Source organism: Sphingomonas sp. 77B (assembly GCF_056497825.1).
Genome location: NZ_JBWMBY010000001.1, coordinates 2,781,567 through 2,807,166 on the forward strand (window position 1 = coordinate 2,781,567; position 25,600 = coordinate 2,807,166).

22 protein-coding genes are annotated in these 25,600 nt (G+C 67.2%); 9 read left to right on the top strand and 13 right to left on the bottom strand.

Features of this window, described 5'->3' with window-relative positions; translation table 11 throughout:
- Window positions 1-10: 10 nt before the first annotated feature.
- From AC1GI4_RS13035 to AC1GI4_RS13080, 10 genes are all read right to left on the bottom strand, one after another.
- A complete protein-coding gene (locus AC1GI4_RS13035) occupies window positions 11-1,009 on the bottom strand; it encodes a PhoH family protein (protein WP_294271156.1) in 999 nt (332 codons plus the stop codon).
- 329 nt (window positions 1,010-1,338) lie between these two features.
- Window positions 1,339-2,661 (bottom strand): tRNA (N6-isopentenyl adenosine(37)-C2)-methylthiotransferase MiaB, encoded by a 1,323-nt coding sequence (miaB, locus tag AC1GI4_RS13040; protein ID WP_479629792.1) that lies wholly within the window; start codon window positions 2,659-2,661, stop codon window positions 1,339-1,341.
- Between the two features lie 183 nt (window positions 2,662-2,844).
- Window positions 2,845-3,237, bottom strand: coding sequence for a hypothetical protein (locus AC1GI4_RS13045; RefSeq protein WP_479629793.1), 393 nt, complete (start codon window positions 3,235-3,237; stop codon window positions 2,845-2,847).
- A gap of 63 nt (window positions 3,238-3,300) precedes the next feature.
- Entirely contained in the window at window positions 3,301-4,047 is a 747-nt protein-coding gene (locus tag AC1GI4_RS13050) for a lysophospholipid acyltransferase family protein (protein WP_479629794.1), read from the bottom strand.
- The gene (locus AC1GI4_RS13055) at window positions 4,047-4,469 is read right to left on the bottom strand and encodes a Fur family transcriptional regulator (RefSeq protein WP_294271170.1); all 423 of its coding nucleotides are present in this window, start codon (window positions 4,467-4,469) and stop codon (window positions 4,047-4,049) included. The genes AC1GI4_RS13050 and AC1GI4_RS13055 overlap by 1 nt, the downstream gene beginning before the upstream one ends.
- Before the next feature lie 98 nt (window positions 4,470-4,567).
- Entirely contained in the window at window positions 4,568-5,038 is a 471-nt protein-coding gene (locus AC1GI4_RS13060; protein ID WP_479629795.1) for a GNAT family N-acetyltransferase, read from the bottom strand.
- Window positions 5,038-5,676, bottom strand: a complete 639-nt coding sequence (gene tsaB / locus AC1GI4_RS13065; RefSeq protein WP_479629796.1) for a tRNA (adenosine(37)-N6)-threonylcarbamoyltransferase complex dimerization subunit type 1 TsaB — start codon at window positions 5,674-5,676, stop codon at window positions 5,038-5,040. Before tsaB ends, AC1GI4_RS13060 begins: the two co-directional genes overlap by 1 nt.
- Before the next feature lie 8 nt (window positions 5,677-5,684).
- Window positions 5,685-6,275: a malonic semialdehyde reductase gene (locus AC1GI4_RS13070; RefSeq protein ID WP_294271181.1), complete on the bottom strand. Its 591-nt coding sequence runs from the start codon at window positions 6,273-6,275 to the stop codon at window positions 5,685-5,687.
- Window positions 6,275-6,844: a NifU family protein gene (locus tag AC1GI4_RS13075; RefSeq protein ID WP_294271184.1), complete on the bottom strand. Its 570-nt coding sequence runs from the start codon at window positions 6,842-6,844 to the stop codon at window positions 6,275-6,277. The genes AC1GI4_RS13070 and AC1GI4_RS13075 overlap by 1 nt, the downstream gene beginning before the upstream one ends.
- Before the next feature lie 80 nt (window positions 6,845-6,924).
- A complete protein-coding gene (locus AC1GI4_RS13080) occupies window positions 6,925-7,650 on the bottom strand; it encodes an aspartyl/asparaginyl beta-hydroxylase domain-containing protein (RefSeq protein WP_479629797.1) in 726 nt (241 codons plus the stop codon).
- Between the two features lie 189 nt (window positions 7,651-7,839).
- Here AC1GI4_RS13080 and AC1GI4_RS13085 point away from each other — a divergent pair, with 189 nt between their 5' ends.
- Both AC1GI4_RS13085 and typA read left to right on the top strand, forming a co-directional pair.
- Complete coding sequence (locus AC1GI4_RS13085) at window positions 7,840-10,791, top strand: M16 family metallopeptidase (RefSeq protein ID WP_479629798.1); 2,952 nt, start codon at window positions 7,840-7,842, stop codon at window positions 10,789-10,791.
- A 243-nt stretch (window positions 10,792-11,034) separates the two neighbouring features.
- Window positions 11,035-12,876 (top strand): translational GTPase TypA, encoded by a 1,842-nt coding sequence (gene typA, locus AC1GI4_RS13090; protein ID WP_479629799.1) that lies wholly within the window; start codon window positions 11,035-11,037, stop codon window positions 12,874-12,876.
- Window positions 12,877-13,070: 194 nt separating this feature from the next.
- On the opposite strand, the gene AC1GI4_RS13095 is transcribed toward typA, so the two are convergent.
- The gene (locus AC1GI4_RS13095) at window positions 13,071-14,285 is read right to left on the bottom strand and encodes a methionine gamma-lyase (RefSeq protein WP_479629800.1); all 1,215 of its coding nucleotides are present in this window, start codon (window positions 14,283-14,285) and stop codon (window positions 13,071-13,073) included.
- A gap of 113 nt (window positions 14,286-14,398) precedes the next feature.
- On the opposite strand from AC1GI4_RS13095, the gene AC1GI4_RS13100 reads away from it, so the two are divergent.
- Window positions 14,399-14,854 carry an Lrp/AsnC family transcriptional regulator gene (locus AC1GI4_RS13100; RefSeq protein WP_294274737.1) on the top strand — a complete coding sequence of 152 codons (456 nt, stop codon included), beginning with the start codon at window positions 14,399-14,401 and terminating at the stop codon, window positions 14,852-14,854.
- Window positions 14,855-15,108: 254 nt separating this feature from the next.
- Here the strand turns inward: AC1GI4_RS13100 and AC1GI4_RS13105 are convergent, their stop codons facing one another.
- Window positions 15,109-17,772 carry an Rne/Rng family ribonuclease gene (locus tag AC1GI4_RS13105; protein WP_479629801.1) on the bottom strand — a complete coding sequence of 888 codons (2,664 nt, stop codon included), beginning with the start codon at window positions 17,770-17,772 and terminating at the stop codon, window positions 15,109-15,111.
- 484 nt (window positions 17,773-18,256) lie between these two features.
- On the opposite strand from AC1GI4_RS13105, the gene AC1GI4_RS13110 reads away from it, so the two are divergent.
- The gene (locus tag AC1GI4_RS13110; RefSeq protein ID WP_479629802.1) at window positions 18,257-19,492 is read left to right on the top strand and encodes an N-acetylmuramoyl-L-alanine amidase family protein; all 1,236 of its coding nucleotides are present in this window, start codon (window positions 18,257-18,259) and stop codon (window positions 19,490-19,492) included.
- Window positions 19,493-19,534: 42 nt separating this feature from the next.
- Window positions 19,535-20,011 carry a hypothetical protein gene (locus AC1GI4_RS13115; RefSeq protein ID WP_479629803.1) on the top strand — a complete coding sequence of 159 codons (477 nt, stop codon included), beginning with the start codon at window positions 19,535-19,537 and terminating at the stop codon, window positions 20,009-20,011.
- Between the two features lie 12 nt (window positions 20,012-20,023).
- Here the strand turns inward: AC1GI4_RS13115 and AC1GI4_RS13120 are convergent, their stop codons facing one another.
- Window positions 20,024-20,401, bottom strand: coding sequence for a hypothetical protein (locus AC1GI4_RS13120; protein ID WP_479629804.1), 378 nt, complete (start codon window positions 20,399-20,401; stop codon window positions 20,024-20,026).
- 147 nt (window positions 20,402-20,548) lie between these two features.
- Here AC1GI4_RS13120 and AC1GI4_RS13125 point away from each other — a divergent pair, with 147 nt between their 5' ends.
- The 4 genes from AC1GI4_RS13125 to AC1GI4_RS13140 all read left to right on the top strand — a co-directional run bounded on the left by AC1GI4_RS13125 (window position 20,549) and on the right by AC1GI4_RS13140 (window position 25,595).
- On the top strand, window positions 20,549-21,169 hold the full coding sequence (locus AC1GI4_RS13125) for a hypothetical protein (RefSeq protein ID WP_479629805.1): 621 nt from the start codon (window positions 20,549-20,551) through the stop codon (window positions 21,167-21,169).
- A 35-nt stretch (window positions 21,170-21,204) separates the two neighbouring features.
- Window positions 21,205-22,008 (top strand): DUF6630 family protein, encoded by an 804-nt coding sequence (locus AC1GI4_RS13130; protein WP_479629806.1) that lies wholly within the window; start codon window positions 21,205-21,207, stop codon window positions 22,006-22,008.
- Window positions 22,009-22,085: 77 nt separating this feature from the next.
- Complete coding sequence (gene trhO / locus AC1GI4_RS13135) at window positions 22,086-23,039, top strand: oxygen-dependent tRNA uridine(34) hydroxylase TrhO (RefSeq protein WP_479629807.1); 954 nt, start codon at window positions 22,086-22,088, stop codon at window positions 23,037-23,039.
- A 66-nt stretch (window positions 23,040-23,105) separates the two neighbouring features.
- Window positions 23,106-25,595 carry a penicillin-binding protein 1A gene (locus AC1GI4_RS13140; RefSeq protein ID WP_479629808.1) on the top strand — a complete coding sequence of 830 codons (2,490 nt, stop codon included), beginning with the start codon at window positions 23,106-23,108 and terminating at the stop codon, window positions 25,593-25,595.
- Window positions 25,596-25,600: the final 5 nt, after the last annotated feature.

Genomic DNA, 25,600 nt, shown 5'->3' on the forward strand with positions numbered 1-25,600 from the left:
GCATCCTATCTCAGGCGTTGGGTCCTTCATAGGCGTCGACGATCCGCCCGACGATCGGGTGGCGGACGACGTCGGCGGCGGAGAAGCGGCTCATCGCGATGCCCTCGACGCCCTCCAGACGGCGCACCGCATCGGCAAGGCCAGATGCCGCGACGCCGCCGGGCAAGTCGACCTGGTTGGGGTCGCCGCAGATGACCATGCGGCTGTTCTGGCCGAAGCGGGTCAGGAACATCTTCATCTGGGCAGGGGTGGTGTTCTGCGCTTCGTCGAGGATGACGAAGGCGTCGGCCAGCGTCCGGCCGCGCATGAAGGCGATGGGCGCGATCTCGATCTCGCCGCTGGCGATCCGCCGCTCGACTTGTTCGGCGGGCAGGCAGTCGTGCAGCGCGTCGTAGAGCGGGCGGAGATAGGGATCGACCTTCTCCTTCATGTCGCCGGGCAGGAAGCCCAGCTTTTCGCCCGCCTCGACCGCCGGTCGCGACAGGATCAGCCGCTGGACAGAGCCGGTGATGAGCTGCGCCACCGCCTGCGCGACCGCGACATAGGTCTTGCCGGTCCCCGCCGGGCCAAGCGCGAAGATCATGTCGTTGGACACGAGCTCCTTCATGTAATGCGCCTGGGCGGGGGTGCGCGGCACGATCGTCTTCTTGCGGGTGCGGATCATGACCGACGGGGTCGAACTGCGCTCGGCACTCAGGATGCCGTCGAGCGTGGGTTCGGACGCCATCGCGATTGACGCGTCGACCAGGCCGGTATCGACCTCCTCGCCGCGCTGGATACGGGCATAGAGGTCGTTCAGCACGTCGCGGGCCAGCGCGACCTGTTCGGCGGTCCCCTCCAGCCCGACGCGGTTGCCGCGCGCGGTGATGTAGACGCCCAATCGATTCTCCAATGCGACCAGATTGCGGTCATATTGGCCGAACAGCTGCGCCAGCACTTGCGGCTTGTCGAAGCTGAGTTCCGCCCGGCTGCGTTCACCGGCCTGGGCGGGGAGGGGCTTGCGGCTCATGCGGTCCTTTCACCGTCTGTAGGTTCCACCAAGATGGGGTGGCGTCGGTTGGAACGCCAGCGAAATTGCGTGACTTGGGTGTGACGGGATGAGAGTTTTTTGCGCGCCAAAAAAGATTTTGGTTCACGCGGAGACGCGGAGGCGCGGAGAGGGTGTATCCAACCGCGATCTTGGCCTGTCTGCTTCAGGCGCTCGGAACATGTCTTCCGACCGCGAGGGCCGGATGGACCATCGGCAGGCGAGACATCTCCGCGCCTCCGCGTCTCCGCGCGAACAAAATCGCGGAGGCGTGGGCTTCGACTTCGCTCAGCCTGAACAAAGGTTGGTGCTTACGCCGCCACTTTCACCTTCGCCTGCCCGGTCAGCGAGTTCGGGCCTGCCGCGACCAGTTCGACCTCGACCAGGTCGCCGATCTGATGGTCGCCGATCAGGTGGACCGATTGCAGCCAGGGCGACTTGCCGAGCATCTGTCTGGGTAGTTTGCCGCGCCGCTCCAGCAGGATGGTGCAGGTCCGCCCGACGCTGGCGAGGTTGAACGCATGCTGGTCGCGGTTGAGCGCAGCCTGCAAACGCTGGAGTCGGTCGTCCATCACTTCAGGCGGAACCTGATCCGCCATCGTCGCGGCGGGGGTGCCGGGGCGGGGCGAGTATTTGAAGCTGAACGCCTGGGCATGGCCCATCGCGTCGACCAGGCTCAGCGTATCGGCGAAGTCCTCTTCTGTCTCGCCGGGGAAGCCGACGATGAAGTCGCCCGACAGCGCGATGTCGGGGCGCGCCGCGCGCACCCGGTCCATCACCCGCATATAGCTGTCGCGCGTATGCTGGCGGTTCATCGCCTTCAGGATACGGTCGCTGCCCGACTGCACCGGCAGGTGGAGGAAGGGCATCAGGCTCTCGACATCGCGATGCGCGTCGATCAGCCCCTGCGTCATGTCGTTGGGATGGCTGGTCGTATAGCGGATGCGATGAAGCCCCGGAATCCGGTCCAGCGCGCGGATCAGGCCGTGCAGCCCGCGATCGTCGGCGTCGTTCCAGGCATTGACGTTCTGGCCCAGCAGCGTGATCTCGCGCGCGCCCGCATCGACCAGCGCTTTGGCCTCATCGACGATCGCCGAGAAGGAGCGGCTGACCTCCGCGCCGCGCGTATAGGGTACGACGCAATAGGTGCAGAATTTGTCGCAGCCTTCCTGTACGGTCAGGAAGGCCGAGGGGTTCACCTTGCGACGGCCGGGCAGGTGCGCGAACTTCGACTCGACCGGCATATCGGTGTCGAGCGCGGCCTCGCCCGCCGCGGCCCTGGCGACGAGATCGGGCAGGTTGTGATAGGCCTGTGGGCCGACCACCACATCGACCTTGGCGCGGCGGACGATCTCCGCGCCTTCGGCCTGCGCGACGCAGCCCGCGACCGCGATCATCGGCTTGCGCCCCTGCTCGCCCGCCTCTTTCCGCAGGCGGCCGATCTCCGAATAGACCCGCTCGGTCGCGCGCTCGCGGATGTGGCAGGTGTTGAGCACCACCAGATCGGCGGCGCTGGCATCATCGGTCGTCGACAGGCCTTGCGCGGCCATCAGCTCGGCCATGCGCTCGCCGTCATAGACGTTCATCTGACAGCCGAAGGACTTGACGTGGAAGGTCTTGGGAGATGCGGGCATGACGCGGCCCTTATCGCAAATCGCGTGCGGTCGCCAGCGTTGGAGCGCAACGCCCTTCCTCCCCTGTAAGGGGAGGGGGACCAGCGCAGCTGGTGGAGGGGTGTCCCGCTCTCGATAGGGTGACACCCCTCCGTCAGGGCTGCGCCCTGCCACCTCCCCTTGCAGGGGAGGAAGCGGTGTTCCTCAGCCCTTTGGCAGGCAGACACGGGTTTCGTCGGCGATGTCGCTGCTCTGGCGGTAGAGGTCGATAAAGGCGGAATAGGCGGCGTCACGCGGGGGCTGGGCCTTGGCGGAGACATAGCGCGTGATCGTCACCGCTTCGGTATCGGTGACAGCGGGTCCGCTGGCTCCTTTGGTCACCACGCGGACCAGGGTCGTCCGGGTCGGGTCCTGGTGGCTGACATACCAGGCATTGTGCGCGGCGACGGCCTTGGCGAAGGTCGCCCACTGGCCGGGCTTGATCCTGTTATGGCGGATCGTCGCGGGGGTCGTGCCGCCGGGACAGGGGTTGGCCATCTGCGCCGTCGCAGCGGTCGTGGTCAGCAGGCTGGCGGCAACGAGAATCGTCTTGAGCATGGCGTCCCCCCGGATTGGCGCGCCGATCCTATCGCGGACAAACACTGCTGGCGATGGGGGATGTCAGGTGTCGAGGATCCCCCTGCGCGCCTCCGCTGCGATGGCCTTGCGATCCGGAAAAGCGGCGGGATCGAAGGGGGCGAGATAGTGCAGGGTCACGGTGAAACGCCCCCGCCGCCGCAGCACCCGCTTGGCATGGGCATCACCCGGATCGGTGCCGAGCCACGCCAGGTCGTGCGCGGCCGTGCCATAGTCGATCCGCACCGGCTGCACCCGGATGCCCGGCAAGGGCGGGACCAGCGCGGCGAACAGCGCGGGCTTGAAGGGCAGGAGGGACAGGTCGTCGCCCGTCGTCCCCTCGGGAAACACCGCCAGCGGCTGCCCTTCCGCCAGCGCGGATCGGATCGCCGCGACCTGATCGCCGACCCCCAGCTTGTCGCCGCGCTCGACGAAGAGCGTGCGGTTCAGTCCCGCCAGCCAGCCGACCAGCGGCAGGGCGGCGACCTCGGCCTTGGCGACGAAGCGCGTGCCCGCCGTGCCCGCCAGCAGCAATATGTCGAACCAGCTGAGATGGTTGGCCGCGATCATCACGTCACGGCGCAGCGGCTGGCCCTCGACCCGAATGTCCGCACCCAGGATCATCGCGACCCGGCGCAGGAACCAGCGCGGCCAGGGTGAAAAACGGCCGAACAGCCGCCACGCCCCGTGCAGCGCCAGCGCGATCAGCAGCGTGGCCACGATACACAAAAGGCGACCCGCTGCACGCAGGCCGCCTTTGCTCTCGGCATCGGTCGAGGCCGCGACGGCCATCACCCCTTGCGGTCGAGGCTGACGCCGTAGAGTTCCATCCGGTGATCGACCAGGCGGAAGCCCAGCTTCTCGGCGATCGCCTTTTGCAGCTGTTCCAGCTCGGGATCGACGAATTCGATGACCTTGCCGGTCTCGACGTCGATCAGATGGTCGTGATGCGCCTCGGGCGATGGCTCGTAGCGGGCGCGGCCGTCGCCGAAGTCGTGGCGGTCCAGGATGCCCGCTTCCTCGAACAGGCGAACGGTGCGGTACACCGTCGCGATCGAGATGCCCGGATCGATCTTGGCGGCGCGCTCATAGACCTTTTCCACGTCCGGATGGTCCTCCGCTTCGGACAGGACGCGGGCGATCACGCGGCGCTGTTCGGTGATGCGCAGTCCCTTTTGTGCGCACAGCGCTTCGAGATCGATCTTGCGGGCCATGATAACGTCTAACTCCTCGGGCGAACCCCTCTCTATCCGCAAAGCCCAATTGCGAAAAGAGGATAGCGACTCGCAATAACCCGGAAACAGTGATCGGGTCAGCCGATCGGGCGGGAGTAGGTATGCGCGTCGTGATGCCGCCCGTCCGCGCCCTTGTAATAATTGCGCCGTTCTCCGCACTTGGCGAAGCCGTGGGTCGAGTAGAACAGGATGGCGGGATTGTTCGACCGCACCTCCAGATGCAGCGTTTCTACGTTATGCGCGGCGCAATCGGCGACGACCGCCTCGACCAGCTGGCTGCCGATGCCGTGGCGGCGATGCCCGGGGGCGACGCCGAGCAGCAGCAGCTCCGCTTCGTCCAGCACCGAGCGGGTCAGCGCAAAGCCCGCCGGTTCCTCGCCCGCCTCGGCGATCAGCAGCTTAATACCCGGCAGCGCCATCACGCCCAGCAGCTGCGAGCGGGTCCAGGCCTCGCCCCATTGCGGGTCGAAGGCGGCGGCCATGACCTGTTCGACGACACCGGCGTCGCGCGCGTCACCGGGGCGAAGCGAGATGCCGATGCTGGCCATCAGGCGACCGGCTCGGGCGGTGTGATGCCGCCGGGCAGCTTGGCGTCGGGCGCACGGCCATAGACCGGGCGCGGGGGCAGGGCGGTCAATTCGAGCGTCAGCCGCCATGCCTCGGCGGCATCGGGCAGCGCCTCGATGACCGGCAGATCCGGCGCCAAGGCCGTCAGCCAGCGCACGCCGTTGCCGACCGCGACCCGCCCTTCCAACGCGGCAAGCGCGGCGTCGGGCTTCATCGAGGCGAAGGCGGCGAGCGCGGTCAGATCGCGGGCGAAGGGCTGAACGAAGACCTCGCCATGCCCGCCCTCCAGCACGACCGACAGCGCCTCGTCGTCGCAGGTCGCGAACGCGGCGGCGGCGACCAGCGCCAGCGAACTGTAGCCGGAGGCGGGGACGCCCCAGCCCAGCGCCAGCCCGCGCGCCGCCGCGATGCCAACGCGGATGCCGGTAAAGCTGCCCGGCCCGCAATCGACCAGGATGCGCTCCGCCCGCCCGCCATCGGGCAGGGCCGCGATCATCGGCACCAGCCGCTCGGCATGGCCGCGCCCCACCACATTATGGTCGCGCGCCACCACCCGATCGCCATCGAGAAGGGCGACCGAGCAGGCGGCGGTGGCGGTGTCGATGACCAGCGTGCGCAAAGTCGGGCTCAGGCGATCCGGTTGGCTTGCTCGAACGCCAGCCGGGGATTGCGCGGGTGCAGCTTCTCGCGATCGCCATAGCCCAGCGTCGCGATGAAGTTCGACCGCACGCCCGGCTGGTCGGCGAAGAACGCCTTGTCCACCGCGCCCTGGTCGAAGCCCGACATCGGCCCGGTATCGAGCCCCAGCGCCCGCGCGGCGAGGATCAGATAGGCGCCCTGAAGCGAGCTGTTGCGGAAGGCGGAGGCCTCGCGCAGTTCGGTATTACCCTCGAACCAGCTCTTCGCGTCCACATGCGGGAACAGCTGCGGCAGGGTTTCGTGAAAGTTCACATCCATGCCGATAATCACGGCGGCGGGCGCCTGGCGGATCTTGTCGGCATTGCTGTCCGAGGCGCAGGCCGCGAGCTTGTCCTTCGCCTCTTCGCTCAGGCACCAGACCATGCGGGCCGGGCTCTGGTTGGTCGAGGTCGGCGGCATCTTCATCAGATCCCAGATCGCCCGAATCTCGTCCTCGCCGACGGGCGTGTCGAGATAATGGTTGAAGGTGCGACCCTCGCGGAACAGCCGGTCGAGGCTGGCGTCGTCGATCGGGTTCATCAGACGGCCCTCACTTCGGTGACTTCGGGGACATAATGGCGCAGTAGCTGCTCGATGCCGTTCTTCAGCGTCGCGGTGGACGAGGGGCAACCGGCGCAGGCGCCCTGCATCTTGAGGTAAACCTTGCCCTTGTCGAAGCCGCGATAGACGATGTCGCCGCCGTCATTGGCAACGGCAGGGCGCACGCGCGTGTCGATCAGCTCGCGAATCTGCGCGACGATGTCGGCATCCTCGGGATCGTCGGTGAAGCTCTCTTCGGAGGGCACCGAGAAATCGGCCGCGCCCTGGCGGAACAGCGGCATCTGCGCCGAGAAATGGTCGAGCAGGATGCCGAGCACGTCGGGCTTCACCTCCGACCAGTCGGTGCCGGGCGCAATCGTCACCGACACGAAGTCGCGGCCGAAGAACACGCCGGTCACGTCGCCCAGATTGAAGATCGCCTCGGCCAGCGGGCTGGCGGCGGCTTCCTCGGGCGAGGCGAAGTCGCGGGTGCCGCTGTCCATGACCTTGCGGCCGGGCAGGAATTTCAGCGTCGACGGGTTGGGCGTCGGTTCGGTCTCGATCAGCATGACCCCCATGTGGCGCGGGTCGCGATGGGGATCAAGCAGGGGACGGGAAAGGATGCGTTTCCCGGCTGCAATCTATCGCGTTAGGCCGCGTTGCCCAGCAGGCGCAGCACGCCGTCGGCGACCGTGCGGCCGGGCTGGCGCAGGGGGCGGGCGAAGCGCAGGCGCAGGACGATCCGTGCGGCTCGCGCCTCGTTCCACAATTCATGCGGATGGGTGTCGTCGAAGACCAGCGTCTCGCCCTCGGCCCAGCGGACGATCCGGTCGCGCACCCGCATCCGCGCATCGCCGTCACGCGGCACCGTCAGCCCCAGGTGACAGGTCAGCAGTCCCTTGGTCGTCCCGCGCCGCATCGCGACATGGGCCCCCGGCGCCAGCAGCGCGAAGGCGGCGTCGTGAAGCCCCGGCACCTCGGCCAGGGTCGCGGTCGCGACGGGGCAGCGATTCGCCGTCTCGCCACCGCGCGGCAGCGGCACGATCCGGCTCGTCGCCGCAGGGCCCGTCACCGCCAGCGCCTCGTCCCGGATCGCCCGCCACTGGCGGCGCAGGCCAGCCGTCCAGTCGAAGTCGCGGACATTGAGCACCGGCTCGTTCGATACCAGCGACGAGGCCGCGATCACGCCATCGAACAGGCGACACAACCGGGCAAGCGCGGGATGGGGTAGGGGCGAGGGCAGGCTGGGGACGGCGACGAGATCCGGAACCGCCATGATCGGAGAGGGGCGCGCGGGCCGCATGGCCTCGCCCGAATTGTGCCATATTGTGGCCTGTCCCTGACGCTGGGCACTGGCCTTGATCGACTTGGTCATCACGTTCCGAACATCCCCGGCCCGACCCTTGGCGCCCCAGGCATCGACGGCCCTTGTGACGCGGGATCAGCCTGGACGTGCTACGCCGCCACTGGGTCGAAATGATGGCGTTCCGCGTCCGATCCGCGCCGCATTGGGGCGATTTAGGGGCGGCTGGCGATCCGGCGAGCGGCGGGCTATGAGGAGGGCATGGCGTTTCCGTCCCGCGCTATGCGCAGCCTTGCCCTGCCGGTCCTTCTCGGACTGGCGATTCCCGTCATCGGCCAGGTTCCCGGCCAGACCGACAGTCGTTCGGTGCCGCAGGGCATGCCGGTGCCCGCCACCGTCGCGCCCACTCCTGCGACGCCCACCGCCGATCCGCTGGCCCCGCTGCCGCCGATCCCCGGTGTCGACCAGACCCCCTGGCTCTACAAGGGCTCCGACCTGCCGCAGGACAAGATGTGGAAGTTCGGGCGGCTGGCCAACGGCCTGCGCTATGCCGTGCGGCGCAACGGCGTGCCGCCGGGACAGGTGGCGGTGCGGGTGCGGATCGATGCGGGCTCGCTAAACGAACAGGAATCCGAACGCGGTTTCGCCCATCTGATCGAACATCTGTCCTTCCGCGGATCGCAGCACGTTCCCGATGGCGAGGCCAAGCGCATCTGGCAGCGGCTGGGCGCGACCTTCGGGTCGGATTCCAATGCGTCCACGACGCCGACCCAGACCGTCTATCAGCTCGACCTGCCCGGCGCGACCGAGGCGGGGCTGGACGAAAGCCTGAAGATCCTGAGCGGCATGATGGCCGCGCCGTCGCTGACCGCCCAGTCGCTGAACGCCGAACGCCCCGTGGTGCTGGCCGAGCGGCGTGAGCAGCCGGGGCCGCAGGTCCGCTATTCGGACAAGCTGCGCGAGACCTTTTTCGCCGGACAGCCGCTGGCCGAACGCTCGCCGATCGGCCAGCTCAAGACGCTGGAAGCCGCGACGCCGGAAACGGTGAAGGCCTTCCACGACCGTTGGTATCGCCCCGAGCGCGCGACCGTCATCATCTCGGGTGACATGGACCCGTTGCTGCTCGCCAAGCTGGTGACCAAGAATTTCGGTAGCTGGCAGGGTGTCGGCCCCAATCCGCCCGACCCCGATTTCGGCAAGCCCAAGGCGGACGCGGCCGTCGCGGGCGCGCTGGTCGAGCCGTCGATGCCGCCGGTCGTCGCCATGGCGGTGCTGCGCCCGTGGCAATATCAGGACGACACCGCGATCTTCAACCAGAAGCGGATGGTCGACATGGTCGCCGCCCGCCTCATCAGCCGCCGTCTGGAGAACCGCGCGCGGGCGGGGGGCAGCTTCCTCCAGGCCAGCGTCGCGCTCGACGACGTGTCGCGCTCGGCCAATATGACGACGGTCAATGTCGTGCCGCTGGGCGACAATTGGGAAGCCGCGCTGAAGGACGTGCGCGCGGTCATTGCCGATGCGATGGCGACCCCGCCGACCCAAGCGGAGATCGACCGCGAACTGGCCGATTACGACGCGATCCTGCGCAACCAGGTGGACACCGCCCGGGTCGAGGCGGGGTCGAAACAGGCCGATGACATGGTCGGTGCGCTCGACATCCGCGAAACGGTGACCGCGCCCGAGACCAGCTACCAGATCTTCAAGCAGGCGGTGGCGGCGAAGATGTTCACGCCCGACACGGTGCTGGCCTCGACACGCAAGATCTTTCAGGGCACCGCGACGCGTGGGCTGGTCAATACCCGAACCGCGCAACCCGATGCCGTCGCCAGGCTGACCGCCGCCTTGAAGGCCGATGTCCGACCGCTCGCCGAGCAGCGCCGTCGCCAGGGGACGGTCAGCTTCGCCCAGCTCCCCAAGCTTGGCACGCCGGGCAAGGTCGTCTCGCGCGAGACGGTGTCCGATCTGGGGCTGGAGCGGGTGACGTTCGCGAACGGCGTGCGCCTGTTGCTGCTGGCCAATGACGGCGAGACGGGCCGCGTTTACCTGCGCGTCCGGTTCGGGCGGGGCTATGACGCCTTGCCCGCCACCCGCGAGAGCCCGGCCTGGGCCGCCGACCTCGCGCTGGTCGCGGGCGGGATCGGCAAGTTCGACCAGGGCGATCTCGACCGGCTTACCGCCGGGCGGACCATGGGCATGGACTTCGACATCGACGACGATGCCTTCGCCTTCAACGCGCTGTCCTCGCCGGGCGATTATGCCGACAACCTCAAGCTGATGGCGGCCAAGCTGATCGCGCCGCGCTGGGACGCCGCGCCGGTCAACCGGGCCAAGGCGGCGATGCTGGCGGGTTATGACGGGTTCGACTCGTCGCCCGATGGCGTGCTGGGCCATGATCTGGAACGGCTGCTGCGTGACGGCGACCCGCGCTGGGGCACCCCGCCGCGCGACGAAGTGGCGGCGACCACGCCCCAGGCGTTCAAGGCGCTCTGGGCCCCGCTGCTCGCCTCGGGCCCGATCGAGGTGTCGGTGTTCGGCGACGTGAAGGCCGACGACGCGATCAAGGCGGTCGCGGCTAGCTTCGGCGCGATCCCGGCGCGCAAAGCCGATACCGGCCCGGTGCCGCCGATCCGCTTCCCCGCGCATGTCGCGACGCCGGTGGTGCGCTATCATACTGGCCCGGCCGACCAGGCGGCGGCGGTGATCGCCTGGCCGACCGGCGGCGGCTCGGCCGACGACCGGGTTCGCAACCGGCTGGACGTGCTGGCCCAGGTCTTTGCCGACCGGCTGTTCGACCGGCTGCGATCGCAGGCCGGCGCCAGCTACAGCCCGCAGGTCGCCAGCCAGTGGCCGATCGGCTTGCCGACCGGCGGGCGGATGATCGCGATCGGCATGGTCGCGCCCGACAAGGTCGACTTCTTCCTGTCGACCGCCCGCGCGATCGCCGCCGACCTGGCCTCCAAGCCGATCGATGCCGACGAGCTGCAGCGTATCAAGCGCCCGATGGCCCAGCGGCTGGCGCGCATGGCCTCGGGCAACATGTTCTGGATGCAGCGGCTGGGCGGCGCGGCCTATGACCCCAAGCGGATCGACGCGACCCAGCGGCTGGCCAAGGACTTCGTGTCGATCGGCCCGGCGGACCTGCAGGCGGTCGCGGCAAAGTATCTGCGGCCCGATACCGACTGGACGCTGAAGGTGGTGCCGCGGCAAAAGTAATCCTCCCCTGGAAGGGGAGGTGGCAGCCCGAAGGGCTGACGGAGGGGTGTCACCATCAGCGGGGACACCCCTCCACCAGCTTCGCTGGTCCCCCTCCCCTTCCAGGGGAGGAACAACAAGGCCGTCAGGACGTTTTACCCACCAGCTACATTTGTGCGGCGCAATATCCGCGCTGCCCTTTCGCTTTGCTTGGCTTTCGGCTATGGCGCGCGGCGACATACCCTCCGAACAAGAGAAATTTGCATGAGCCTCCGCAACGTGGCGATCATCGCGCACGTCGACCATGGCAAGACGACCCTGGTCGATCAGCTGTTCCGCCAGTCGGGCACCTTCCGCGACAACCAGCGCGTCGAAGAGCGCGCGATGGACTCCAACGACCTGGAAAAGGAGCGCGGGATCACCATTCTCGCCAAGCCGACCTCGGTCGACTGGACTCCGCCGGGCAGCGACGAGTCGATCCGCATCAACATCGTCGACACCCCCGGCCACGCCGACTTCGGTGGCGAGGTGGAGCGCATCCTGTCGATGGTCGACGGCGTCGTCCTGCTGGTCGACTCGTCGGAAGGCGCGATGCCGCAGACGAAGTTCGTGACCGGCAAGGCGCTGGCGCTGGGCCTGAAGCCCATCGTCGTCGTCAACAAGGTCGACCGCGCCGACGCGCGTATCCAGGAAGTGCTGGACGAAGTGTTCGACCTGTTCGTCTCGCTCGACGCGAATGACGAGCAGCTCGACTTCCCCGTCCTCTACGCCTCGGGCCGCAATGGCTATGCCTCGACCGACATGGACGCGCGCGAAGGCACGCTGATCCCGATGTTCGAGACGATCGTGAACCATGTTCCCGCCCCCAAGGTCGAGGTCGAGGACGTGCCCTTCACCTTCCTGGTGACGCTGCTCGACCGCGACAACTTCCTCGGTCGTATCCTGACCGGCCGCGTCAACTCGGGCACGGTCAAGCTGAACCAGGCGATCCACGCGCTCGACGCCGATGGCAATGTCATCGAAACCGGCCGCGCGTCGAAGATCCTGTCGTTCCGCGGCCTGGACCGCGTTCCGGTCGAGGAAGCCAAGGCGGGCGACATCATCTCGCTGGCGGGTCTGGCCGTCGCAACGGTCGCGAACACCATCGCCGACACTTCGGTCAGCGAGCCGCTCCAGGCGCAGCCGATCGACCCGCCGACGCTGTCGATGCGTTTTGCGGTCAACGACTCGCCGATGGCCGGCCGTGAGGGCACCAAGGTGACCAGCCGCATGATCCGCGACCGCCTGATGCGCGAAGCGGAATCGAACGTCGCGGTGAAGGTCACCGAGAGCGACGACCGCGACAGCTTCGAGGTTGCCGGTCGCGGCGAACTCCAGCTTGGCGTTCTGATCGAAACGATGCGCCGCGAAGGCTTCGAGCTGGGCATCAGCCGCCCGCGCGTGCTGTTCGGCGAGGACGAGGACGGCAAGAAGACCGAGCCGTATGAAACCGTCATCATCGACGTGGACGAGGAATATTCGGGCACGGTCGTCGAGAAGATGAACCTGCGCAAGGCCGAGATGACCGACATGCGTCCCTCGGGCGGCGGCAAGACCCGCATCACCTTCTCGGCGCCGTCGCGCGGCATGATCGGCTATCATGGCGAGTTCCTGTCGGACACGCGCGGCACTGGCATCATGAACCGCCTGTTCGAGCGTTACGGCCCGCACAAGGGCAAGATCGAGGGCCGCAAGAACGGCGTCCTGATCTCGAACGGCGCCGGCGAAGCGCAGGGCTATGCGCTGGGTCCGCTCGAAGAGCGCGGCATCCTGTTCGTCGGTCACGGCGAGGCGCTCTATGAGGGCATGATTATCGGCGAAAACGCCAAGACGGATGACCTTGAGGTCAACCCGATGAAGGCGAAGCAGCTGACCAACTTCCGCGCCTCGGGCGGTAAGGATGACGCCATCCGCCTGACCCCGCCGAAGAAGATGACGCTGGAGCAGGCGATCGCCTATATCGACGACGACGAGATGGTCGAAGTGACCCCGAAGTCGATCCGTCTGCGCAAGCGCTACCTCGACCCGAACGAGCGCAAGCGCGCAGCTCGCTCGAAGGCAGCGTAATGAAGAAAGGGGCCGGACGGAAACGTCCGGCCCTTTTTCGTCATGGGCTAAAAATCCTCCCCGGCACGGGGAGGGGGACCATGCGCAGCATGGTGGAGGGGGCGTGCCGCTAGGGACGTCTTGGGGGGAAGCCCCCCTCCGTCAGCCCTTCGGGCTGCCACCTCCCCGTGCCGGGGAGGATCGTCAGCGAGCCATCACGCCGCGTGCGACAGCGTATCCCGCTCCGCATCCAGCGCCGCGCCCAGATCGGTCCAGATGTCCCGCACATCCTCCAGCCCGACTGACAGCCGCACCAGATCGGGCATGATCCCGTGCGCGATGAGCTGTTCGACCGGATAGGTGGAGTGGGTCATGCTGGCGGGATGCTGGATCAACGTCTCGGCATCGCCCAGCGACACCGCGCGCTGGATCAGGCTCAGCCGGTTCATCACCCGCTTGCCCGCCTCATAGCCGCCGCGCAGCTGGAAAGCGATCATGCCGCCGGGCAGCGCCATCTGGCGCCGGGCAAGGTCGTACTGCGGAAAGCTCTCCAGACCCGGATAATGGACCGCATGCACCGCCGGATGCGCCTGGAGCCGTTCGGCGATGTCCTGCGCCGAGGCGGCATGACGCTGCACACGCAATTCCAGGGTCTTCAGCCCGCGCAGGATCAGCATGGCGTTGAACGGCGACAGCACCGCGCCGGTCATGTCCTTGACGCCGAACAGCCGGATCTGCTGGATGTCCGCCGCGCGGCCCAGCACCATGCCCGCGACCAGATCGCCATGTCCGCCCAGATATTTGGTGGCGGAGTGGACGACGAAGTCCGCGCCCAGCGCGATCGGGCGGGTGATGACCGGCGTGGCATAGGTGTTGTCCACCACGCTCCACGCGCCATGCGCCTTGGCCAGCGCGCAGACGGCCTGGATATCGACCAGCCGCATATTGGGATTGGCGGGCGTCTCGAAATAGACGAGTCTGGTGTCCGGCCCGAACGCCGCCTCGACCGCGGCGATATCGGTCATGTCGACATGGGTGACGCGGATGCCGAACCGGCCCAGCCCGTGCTGCATGAAGGCGAAGGTGCAGCCATAGAGCGTCATGTCGGTCAGGATCTCGTCACCGGGGCGCAGCAGCGTCCACAGCGTCGCGGTGATCGCACCCATGCCCGATGCGGTCCCTAGCGCCGCCTCGGCCCCCTCCAGATGCGCGATGCGCCGTTCCAGCAGGTCGACCGTCGGGTTGGAGATGCGGCTATAGACATGGCCCAGCGCCTCGCCGGAGAATCGCGCCGCGCCGTCCTCCGCGCTCTCGAAGGCGAAGGTCGAGGTCAGGTGAAGCGGCGGGGTCAGCGCGCCCTCATGATCCTGGGGATCATAGCCATGATGGATGGCGGCGGTCGCGAAACCGAAAGGGGCTGGGGTCGACATGGGGACAGGCTTTCTTTGCGTGGTGAAGCCATTCTAGGGTGGAAGGGTCTTGCCGAAATTGCGTTCTTTGCCAATCGTGCGTGCCAGATTGGCAGAATCTGCTAAGATCAGGCATGGACACGAAGGATCGCCAGATCGTCCGCCTGCTCCAACAGGATGGGCGTCTCACCAATCAGGACTTGGCCGAGCGGGTCGGCCTGTCACCGTCGCCCTGTCTGCGCCGGGTGCGGCTGCTCGAACAGGCGGGCGTCATCCAAGGCTATGGCGCGATCGTCGATCAGCAGCGATACGGCCTGCCGGTGACGGCCTTCATTCGGGTGCGGCTGGAGCGCCACGCCCGCGATCTGGTGCAGCAGTTCGAGGAGGCGATCCGCCAGCTGGACGAGGTGATGGACTGTCACCTTCTGACCGGCGACGCGGATTATCTGCTGCGCGTCATCGTCGCCGATCTGGAAGCCTATGAGCGCTTCATCCGCCGCAAGATGCACGCGATCGCCGGGGTCGCCAGCCTGGATACGACCTTCGCTTACGGGGTGGTGAAGAGCAGCCGGACCTTTCCGGCGGTTTAGACTGTGATGACATTGCCTTGAACCAACGTAAGCCCCTCCCCTTCAGGGGAGGGGTTGGGGTGGGGTCTCGCCACAGACTGTACGTTTGCGGAAACGCCCCACCCCCGGCCCCTCCCCTGAAGGGGAGGGGGGCATCTCATGTCGTCCCGCCTAAAAACGCCTGCACTCTGGGGTGGAGTTTTCGACCTACCAACGAAAAACGCCCTCCTTCCGCTTGGGGAAGGAGGGCGTCTTGCCGTTCGGTGCCGGGGCGATCAGGCGCCGAAGGTCCGCTGCCACCAGCCGCGGCGCGGGGTTTCCCCGGTCGTGCTTTCGGCGTCGGCCGATGCCGCCGGTTCCTCGGCCGGAGCCGGTTCGGCGACAGGGGCCTCCTCGGCGACCGGCTCGGCGGCGACCTTGGGGGCGGCCTTCTTGCGGACGCGCTTGGGCTTGGTCGGGGCTTCGGCTTCCGCCTCAGCGACCGGCGCGGCTTCCTCGGCGGCGACCTTCGGAGCGGCCTTCTTGCGGACGCGCTTGGGCTTGGCCGGGGCTTCCGCCTCGACTTCGGCCACGGGGGCGACCGGCGCAGGCGCTTCCTCGACGACCGGCGTCTCGACCGCTTCGTTGGCGACCGGCGCGGCCTTGCGGGCGCGCGGACGGCGGCGGGTCTTGGGCGCGTCGCTCGCCTCGGCCTCGGCCACCGCGAGCGGAGTCGTTACCGGCGCGGCATCGCCCGCCTCGATCGGCTCGACGATCGGCAGCGGCGCGTCCGACGCATCGTCATCCGATGCCGCATCGGTCGCGGCCTCGGCCGTGTCATTCGCGGCACCCTCGCCACGACGACCGCCACGGCGACCGCGACGCCCGCGACGGCGGCGTCCGCCTTCGCGCGGCTCGGCCTCGGTGGCGTCGACCGTCTCGGCGGCGTCGTCCTCGACCGATTCCTCGGCGTCGGTTGCGTCCTGCTCGGCCCCGTCCTGCTCGGCGTCGGCGTGATCTTCGCCCTCGGCCGGCTCGGCGCCTTCGCCCTCGCCACGGTTGCGGCGACCACGGCGGCGGCGACGGCGCTTGCGGCCATTGCCGTCACCCTCGTCACGCGACTCGCGCGGACGAGGAGCCTCGGTCGCTTCCTCCTCGACCTCGTCCTCTTCTTCCTCCTCGACCTCGTCGATCAGATCGTCCTCATCTTCCTCGACGGAAAGGAGCGTGTCGATCTTGGGCGCATAGGCGGGCGGCGGGCCCGAGGCCTCGACCGTCATGCGCGCACCCTCTTCCTCGCGGTCGGGGATGATCTCGACGGTCACGCCGTAGCGATCCTCGATCTCGGCGATGTCGGCGCGCTTGCGGTTCAGCACATAGACGGCGGCTTCCTGGCTGGCGCGCAGCGTCAGGATCGAGCCGCGACCGCGCGCGGCCTCGTCCTCGATCAGGCGCAGTGCCGACAGGCCCGAGGACGAGGCGGTGCGGACCAGGCCGGTACCTTCGCAATGCGGGCAGGGGCGGGTCGAGGCTTCGAGCACGCCGGTGCGCAGGCGCTGGCGGCTCATTTCCATCAGGCCGAAGGACGAGATGCGGCCGACCTGGATGCGGGCGCGATCGTTCTTCAGCGCCTCCTTCATCGCCTTCTCGACCTTCCGGACATTGGAGTTGTTGTCCATGTCGATGAAGTCGATGACGACCAGACCCGCCATGTCGCGCAGACGCAGCTGGCGCGCGATTTCCTGCGCGGCTTCCAGATTGGTCGCGGTCGCGGTCTGCTCGATATTATGCTCGCGGGTCGAACGCCCGGAGTTGATGTCGATCGAGACCAACGCTTCGGTCGGGTTGATGACCAGATAGCCACCCGACTTGAGCTGGACGACCGGATTGTACATCGCGGCCAGCTGATCCTCGACATGCGCACGCTGGAACAGCGGGACCGCGTCGGCATATTGCTTCACCCGGCGGGCGTGGGCGGGCATCAGCAGGCGCATGAAGTCCTTCGCCTGGCGATAGCCTTCCTCGCCCTCGACGATCACTTCCTCGATCTCGCGATTATAGATGTCGCGGATCGCGCGCTTGATGAGATCGCTGTCGCCATAGATCAGCGCGGGCGCCGACGAGTGCAGCGTCTTCTCGCGAATGCCGTCCCACAGGCGCGCGAGGTAATCGAAGTCGCGCTTGATCTCGGTCTTGGTGCGCTGAAGCCCGGCGGTGCGGACGATGCAGCCCATGGTCGAGGGCAGCGCCATCTCGGCCATGATGGTCTTCAGCCGCTTGCGGTCGGCCGCGTTCGAGATCTTCCGGCTGATGCCGCCGCCGTGCGACGTGTTGGGCATCAGCACGCAGTAGCGACCGGCGAGCGACAGATAGGTCGTCAGCGCCGCGCCCTTGTTGCCGCGCTCTTCCTTGACGATCTGGACCAGCAGCACCTGGCGGCGATGGATGACGTCCTGGATCTTGTAGCGGCGGCGCAGATTCTGCCGACGCTGGCGCAGCGCCTCGACCTGGTCGTCGTTGACGGTCGACTTCTTGGGACGCGGCGCGCCTTCGCCGTCCTCGTCGTCGTGATGGTCGTCGGCGTGATCGTCATGATCGTCGCCGTCATGATCCGCGTGATCGTCGTCATCCTCGGCGTCGAGTTCGGCGCGCAGCGCGGCCTCTTCGGCGGCATGCTCGGCTTCTTCGCGCAGCAGGGCTTCGCGATCTTCCTTGGGGATCTGGTAATAGTCGGGGTGGATTTCCGAAAAGGCCAGGAAGCCGTGACGGTTGCCGCCGTAATCGACGAACGCCGCCTGCAGCGACGGTTCGACCCGGGTCACCTTGGCGAGGTAGATATTGCCCTTGAGCTGCTTGCGCTCGGCCGACTCGAAGTCGAATTCCTCGATCCGGTTACCCTTGACGACGGCCACGCGGGTTTCTTCCCGGTGGCGTGCGTCGATCAGCATACGCGTGGTCATTGTGAAGTCTCCACGCGCGCGCCGGGCCTGAAGGCAGCCGTCGCGCGCGGTAAATAAGGTGGGCGGCGGCGCGGGGCGCCGATGCGCTGGAAAAAACGGAAAGCGTGCCGCTCTCAGCCGCAGCATCGGCAACGGGGCCGGTGCGGACCCACGGCACCGCGATCCCACCGGCAAAGGCCGGTCGGTCAGCGGGGTGGATCATATGCGTCATGCGAGCGTCAACCTGGTTGGTCCGGGCGCGAAATCCTCGCAGTCCCAGCCCTTTTAGAGATGGCCCCGTCCCGATCGTGGGAGAGGTGATCGAGGCCGGGGTCCGCAGGAGTGCTAGCATCATCGGAACGTTTGCGCAACAGGCGGGAATTTGCCGATTCGGCGGCCGGAATATGCCGAATTTTGGGTTAACCAATGGCTGAAAGCCCTGCGTCAGCTACGTCCTTCTATGCCCGATGTTCGATCCCCGGATCGTTGAAAAGGGTATGGCGTAATGGCTTTTCGCTGGACCGGCGGGGCACCGACGCGGCATGGTTGCCGGGTCGTGCTGATGCTGTTCACTTTCCTGTTCGGGCTGTTCGCGCCGGTGGGCGCGATGGCGGCGACGGTGCAGAAGGTCGTGGTGCGCGGCGCCCGGCTCATCATCCGGTTCGACACGCCCGTCAAACGCGCGCGCAGCGTCATGCTGAACGAACAGCGGCGGGTGGCGGTCGACGTGACCGGGGCCTCGCCGGGCAGTGCCTCCATTCGGACGGGGGTGGTGCGTGGGCTGACCCAGACCCGGATCAAGCCCGGCGTCACCCGGCTGAGCTTTGCGCTGGCGCAGGACGCGACGATCTTCGACGGCGGCTTCGACGACGACGGCAAGACTCTGTCGCTGACGCTGAAGCCCGTCACCGGCCGCTATACCCAGGCGAGTTTCGCGGGGGCGCTCGACTTCTTCCCGTTCCATTTCCAGCGCAAGCCCGCCTACACGCTGACCGTGCCGGTCCCCAGTCCGTCGCGCACCCTGCCGATGCCGCGGGTCCGGGGCGCGGACAACCGGCCGCTGGTGGTGATCGATGCCGGGCATGGCGGGGTCGATCCCGGCGCGATCAACCCGGTGACGGGCTTGCGCGAAAAGGACGTGACGCTGGCCATCGCGAAGGAAATTCGCGACACGCTGGTCGCGTCCGGTCGGGTGCGCGCGGCGCTGACCCGCGAGGACGATCGCTATATCCTCCACCGCGAGCGTTACGGCATCGCGCGGCGGCTGCACGCCGACCTGTTCATCTCGATCCATTGCGACAGCGCGGGCGCGGGCGAAGCGCGCGGGGCGACCGCCTATACCCTGTCCGACGTGGCCTCCGACAAGGAAGCCGCGCGACTGGCCGCACGCGAGAACAAGGCGGATGTGATCGCCGGTGTCGACCTGGGCGGAAACAGCGACGTCTCTTCGATCCTGATCGACCTGACCCAGCGCGAGACGATGAACGCCTCGGCCAGCTTCGCGCGGCTGCTGGGTCGCGAGGCGCAGCCGCTGATCCCGGTCAAGCCGACCTTCCACCGCATGGCCTCGCTGATGGTGCTGAAGGCCCCCGACATGCCGTCGATCCTGTTCGAGACGGGCTATATCTCGAACATGCAGGACGCCGCCTTCCTCGACAGCGAGGCGGGCCGCGAGCGGATCGCCAAGGCGGTGCTGCAGGCGGTCGAGGTGCATTTTGCACGGCGGATGGCGGCGCGCTAAAGAAGCGCACCAATGATCGTTGGCGGATCGGCGAGAAGGTCAATGTATAGCGAGTTGGTCACCCTGTTGAGCGGCCGGACGCTCGATGACGAGGCTGTTCGGGAAATGGTCGCAGAGCTGGACGCGGCACTGCGCGAACCCGAGGAATGGATGCTCGACTTCGACCCCGAGACGATCAGGCAACTGACTGTCGAGTTGGCGATCATCGATTATGTCCTGATCGGCGATAAGATCGACGAACTTCATGAGCTTATCAGCGACGAATTCGCCGAACCGCTCAAGCCCTTTCCATACCGCGACGATAACGAAAAAGTCCTGGTTGCGGATTACTTCGCGTGGCTCGACAACGAGCTGGGGGCGAGGACCCCGGCCTGGGAATTGCTGTCCTGGGACAATGATCTGGACGACAATCTGCACGTCGTCATCGTCCGCCGTTTGGATACGGACAGGATCGTCGCGCTGGCCGACTCGCTGGGCCTGCGGGTGAGCAGGGCGACCGACGCGGTAAGGCTGCCCTGACGAGCGGGGGCGTTATGTCCGGGCGCGGGGGGCGATCAGCATCGCACGGATCGGGTGGCCATCGGCCCGCGCCCGCCGGATCGATCGCACCATCGCATAGACCAGCGCGGCCAGCCCGAGGAGCCATAGCGCGGTGGTCAGGATGAACGGGCCGATCAAAGCGAACAGGGCGAAAAAGAGCAGCAATCGCCCAAGTGGCTCCACGCGACGGAGCGCGATCCACAGGATCGGCGCGAGGACGAGGGTGCCCAGCAGCGCGACGAACAGGGCGGCGTAACCGCAGCCCCCTTCGAAACAGGAGCCGAAAATGGTCGGATCGATCGCCTTGGCGATGCCCGTGCCCGCGACGGCGATGACGAAGGCGAGCATCAGGGACAGCAGGACTCTCATCGCCTGATGAGTGACCGCCGTATCCGCAGGGGTCAAGGCCGTCGCGGCGCGGTTGATCCGGCTGGTGCGGGCTGGCAGGATCGTGGGATGGTTCGCCGCCTGTCTGTTATCCTGCCTCTCGTCTTGGCTTTGGCTCGGCCAATTCCTGTGCAGGCCCAGACCGCGCCTGCGAAGTCCGATGCGCCGGTTGCGCTGACGCCCGAATTGCTCAGTAATGCCCTGTCCTGTCGTTCGCGTGACGCGCTCTACGCCTTTGCCGATGCCCTGTTTCTCGATCCCAGGCCGCCCGCCTGGATGCGGGAGATGACGGACGACAAGGCGACCAAGGGCATGGTGGGCATTGCGGGCTATCGGCTCGCCACGCCGGTCTTGTTGTCGGGGCGGCAGGTCGATCGCGTCTATTTCCTGAACGACTGGATCGTGACGCTCTGGCCGCGCAAGGTCGCCGAGGCCTTCATCGCCGCCCAGGCGATGAAGCGCGCCCCGATCGCTGCGACCGAGCAATATTATCGCTTTCTCGACCCGGACAGCGGCCCGATGCTGGGAGCCTTCGCGCCTACCGGCCATGCGACCGCCGCCATGCTGGCCCGGGCGTTCGGCGCCAAGGTACCGCCTCCGCCGCCCGCCGACAGCCTGTTCGTGGGATGCAATTACACATCGGCCTCCGAGGCCGAGTTTCTGTCCCTCGCGCGCCGGGCATCCGGGATGGCGGCAGATGCCGGTCAGGACGTCGCCGATGACATTCAGGCCATCGTTCCGCCGCGATAGGGTCCTCGACAGATGTTTCGCGTCATTGCCAGGATATGCGGGTGATCGACGGCCATTCCGAACTGGCGAAGCGCTATGCGGGGCGCATCCAGACCCTTATCGGGCACTGCCCGGTCGGCAAGTCGCTGAAGGTGCGTGACAAGGAACGCCTCGTCCAATGCTCGCGCAGAGCCGATAGCGCGGAACTCGACCTGAAGATGGAGCTGCGTTCCGACGTGTCGGGCGCGGCGTTGCTGCATGCCCGGTTTCGCCTTCATGTCCCCCCGGGCTGCGATGCCCGAATTTCGTTGCACCATCTCGAAGGGCGACGGGAAACCGAGACGTTGACCGGACGGCAGGAAAAATACCTCTCGGCCTTGCTGGTCTGGGCCGAACAGGTCCTTCCCACGGCATCGCCCCATGCACCCGGCCCCGGACTATCGCCATGGCAGCGGCAATTCGCAGAGCTGTATCATCGGTTGTCCGGCGTTTCGGTGCCGGTCGCACGGCGGCGGCTGCGCGAGAGCTTCTTCGTCGATCAGGAGGACGCGCCGGATTCGGTGCGGATGGAGGCTTTTCTCGACATGCTGCGCGAGGAAGGGTGGGTGGCGCTGGTCGACTGGCGGGAAGACACGGTCGATGAGATCGTTCTCCAGCTTGCCGAACAGAGACTCGCAAGCCTCCGCTTGCAACCGGCAGGCCCCATTGATCGGGCCGTGTTGGCGGCGGTGGGATATGTCGTCGTCCGGCTGGAAGACGGCAGCGACCAGGCGGTGATGGCTCTGGTGGCGAATGAGGAGGTCGCGCCGGTCGAGCATCTGTTGTCCGATCTCGCTCCGCCCATGCGCGTTCGGCGATAAAGGAGCGATCGGGTCCCGCCTGCCGCATGAGGAACGGCATCTGGTCCCCCACGTCCGATCTGCGTAAAGGCAACCGGATGATCCGCGTCTGTGCCCTGTATCGTTTCGCTTCTTTCCCCGACCCCGCCGCCTTGCGCGAACCCCTGCTCGCCGTCGCCGAGGCGAACGGGATCCTTGGCACGCTGCTGCTCGCGAGCGAGGGGATTAACGGCACGGTGGCGGGCACCCACCACGCGATCGAGGCGCTGCTCGCGCATATCCGGACGCTGCCGGGGTGTGCCGATGTCGACTATAAGGACTCGACCGCCGAGACGATGCCGTTCCACCGGATGAAGGTGCGGCTGAAGCGCGAGATCGTGTCGATGGGCGTCGAGGGCATCGACCCCACCCGCGAGGTCGGCACTTATGTCGCGGGGCAAGCGTGGAACGCACTGATCGCCGATCCCGACACCCTCTTGATCGACACGCGCAACGATTACGAGGTCGCGATCGGCACGTTCGATGGTGCGGTCGATCCGGGGACGAAGAGCTTCCGCGACTTCCCGCGCTGGTTCCGCGAGCATCGCGACGAACTGATGGCGGGCAAGTCGAAGGTTGCGATGTTCTGCACCGGCGGCATACGCTGCGAAAAGGCGACGGCATTTTTGAAGGCGGAAGGGGTGGCGGATGTCTTCCACCTTGATGGTGGCATCCTGAAATATCTGGAGACGATGCCCGAGGAGCAGAGCCGCTGGAACGGAGAATGCTTCGTCTTCGACGCCCGCGTCGCGGTCGGGCATGGGTTGGCGCAGGGATCGCACGGCTTGTGCCATGGCTGTCGGATGCCGGTCAGCCCGGAGGATCGGGCCTCGCCGCTTTATGTCGAGGGGGTGAATTGCCCCGTCTGTCACGGCACGCGCGATGCGGAGCGACTGGCCGCCTATGCCGAGCGGCACCGGCAGGAGCAACTGGCGGCGGCGCGGGGCCACGCGCATGTCGGGGCGCGCTACCCGTCCGACGAGGATGCGCGCGACGAACCGCCGCACCCCTGACGCGCAACGACTATCCAGGCGGGTGGCAAGCGTGGGCGAACCTGCTACACGAAGCCCCGCAAAGCCATGGCCGTCGAAACCTTTTCCCCCTCCGAACCCGCCGAACCGCCGCGCCGCCCGCTCTGGCGCCGCTGGTGGGTGCGGCTGTTCGCCGTCCTTGCGCTGCTCGCGGCGATCGGTGGCGGCGTGTTCTGGTTCCTGTTCATCCGCGACCTGCCCTCGGTCGATGCGCTCAAGGCCTATGAGCCGCCGCTGCCGACCCATGTTCGTGGTATCGACGGCACGCCGATTCAGTCCTACGCCCGCGAACGCCGCGTCGAATTGTCGTTCAACGAATATCCGCCGCTGCTCGTCCGTGCGTTCCTGGCGGCCGAGGACAAGAGCTTCTTCGAGCATGGCGGCGTCGACTATCCGGGGCTGGCGGGCGCGGTCATCGACTATGCCAAGAAGTTCGGCAGCGGTCGGCGCGCGCGCGGCGGCTCGACCATCACCCAGCAGGTCGCCAAGAACCTGCTGATCGGCAACACCTATTCGCCGACCCGCAAGATCAAGGAGGCGATCCTCGCCTACAAGATCGAAGATACGCTGACCAAGCCGCAGATCCTGGAGCTGTATCTCAACCAGATCGGGCTGGGGCGGAACGCGTACGGTGTCGAGGCGGCCGCCCATGCCTATTTCGACAAGGAACTGAACGAGCTGACGCTCGGGCAGATGGCCTATCTGGCGCTGCTGCCCAAGGGACCGGCGAATTACGATCCCGTCCGCCATCCCGACCGCGCGCTGGAGCGCCGCGCCTATGTGCTGCGCGAGATGCTGTCGAACAACTTCATCACCCGCGCGCAATATAATTCGGCGATGGCCGAGCCGCTGGGCACGGTGCTGCGCCGTACGCCCAAATATGCGCAGGTCGGCGGCTATTTCGTCGAGGAACTGCGTCGCCAGCTCGTCAAGCGGTACGGCGAAAAGGCCGCGGACGGACCCAATAGCGTCTATGAGGGCGGCCTGTGGGTGCGCAGCTCGCTTGACACCCGGCTCCAGGACTTCGCGGCCGAAGCGTTGCGCGACGGGCTGGTCCGGTTCGAGGGCGGTCGCGGCTGGTCGGGGCCGATCCGGCACGAAGAGATTGACGACGGCAACTGGCAGCAGGTGCTGCTGAACAGGAATATCGGCCTCGACTATCGCGACTGGCGCGCTGGCATCGTCACCGCCAAGGAGGCGGGCGAGGCGACGATCGGGTTCGCCAATGGTCGAACCGGCATCTTGCCGCGCAGCCTGGCGCAGATGCCGCGCCGGGGCACGGCCGCGACCGCGTTCAGCGCGCTGAAGGTCGGCGACATCATCGCCGTGTCGCCCGCAGGCGAGCAATTCCAGCTGCGTTCGATCCCGCGCATCTCGGGCGGTTTCGTGGTCGAGGAGCCCGCCACGGGGCGCGTGCTGGCGATGCAGGGTGGCTTCGACGCGCGGCTCAGCGATTTCAACCGCGCGACCCAGGCGGAGCGCCAGCCGGGCTCGACGATCAAGCCGATCGTCTATTCCGCCGCGCTGGAGCATGGCATGACGCCCGCCTCGATCATCGTCGATGGGCCGTTCTGCGTCGACCAGGGCGCGGGGCTCGGCACCAAATGCTTCCGCAACTTCGGCAATTCGGCGGGCGCCGGGCCGCACACGATGCGCTGGGGCATCGAGCAGTCGCGCAACCTGATGACCGTGCGGACGGCATCGACCGTCGGCATGAAGAATGTCGTCGCGATGATAAAGCAGATGGGGATCGGCGACTTTCCGCCCTATCTCGCCTATTCGCTGGGCGCGGGCGAGACGACGGTGGGGCAGATGGTCAACGCCTATGCCATCCTGGCCAATAACGGACGCGGCGGCGACCCCTCGCTGATCGACTTCGTGCAGGACCGGCATGGCAAGGTCATCTGGCCGGAAAATTGGCGCGCCTGCGACCGCTGCAACGCCGCCGATTATGACGGCAAGCCGATGCCGCGCCCGGTCTCGCACCAGCGCCAGGTGCTCGACGCGATGACCGCGTATCAGATGGTCCATATCACCGAGGGCGTGGTCCAGCGCGGCACCGCCACGGGCTTGCGCGACCTGAACCGGCCGATGTTCGGCAAGACCGGCACCAATAACGGCCCGACCGATGTCTGGTTCGTCGGCGGCACGCCGCAATTCGTCGGCGGCCTTTATATCGGCTATGACACGCCGCGCTCGCTGGGCGGCTATGCGCAGGGCGGGACGATCGCGGTGCCGATCTTCCACCAGTTCGCCGAAAAGGCCTATGAGGGGCTGGAGAAACTGCCCTTCCGCGCCGCGCCCGGCATTCGCATGGTCCGGATCGACCGGGCGAGCGGACGGCCGGTTTACGGCACCTTCCCGACCGGCGACGATCCCAAGCCCGCCGTCATCTGGGAGGCGTTCAAGCCGGAGAGCGAGCCGCGCCGCCGCGCCCGCCGTGCCGCCGCCGAAGCCCCCGTGACGCCGACCGGCCCGGCCAAGCCCGCAGCCCCGCGCGACAGCGATTTCTTGCAAAGGGAAGGCGGAATCTACTAGCCCGC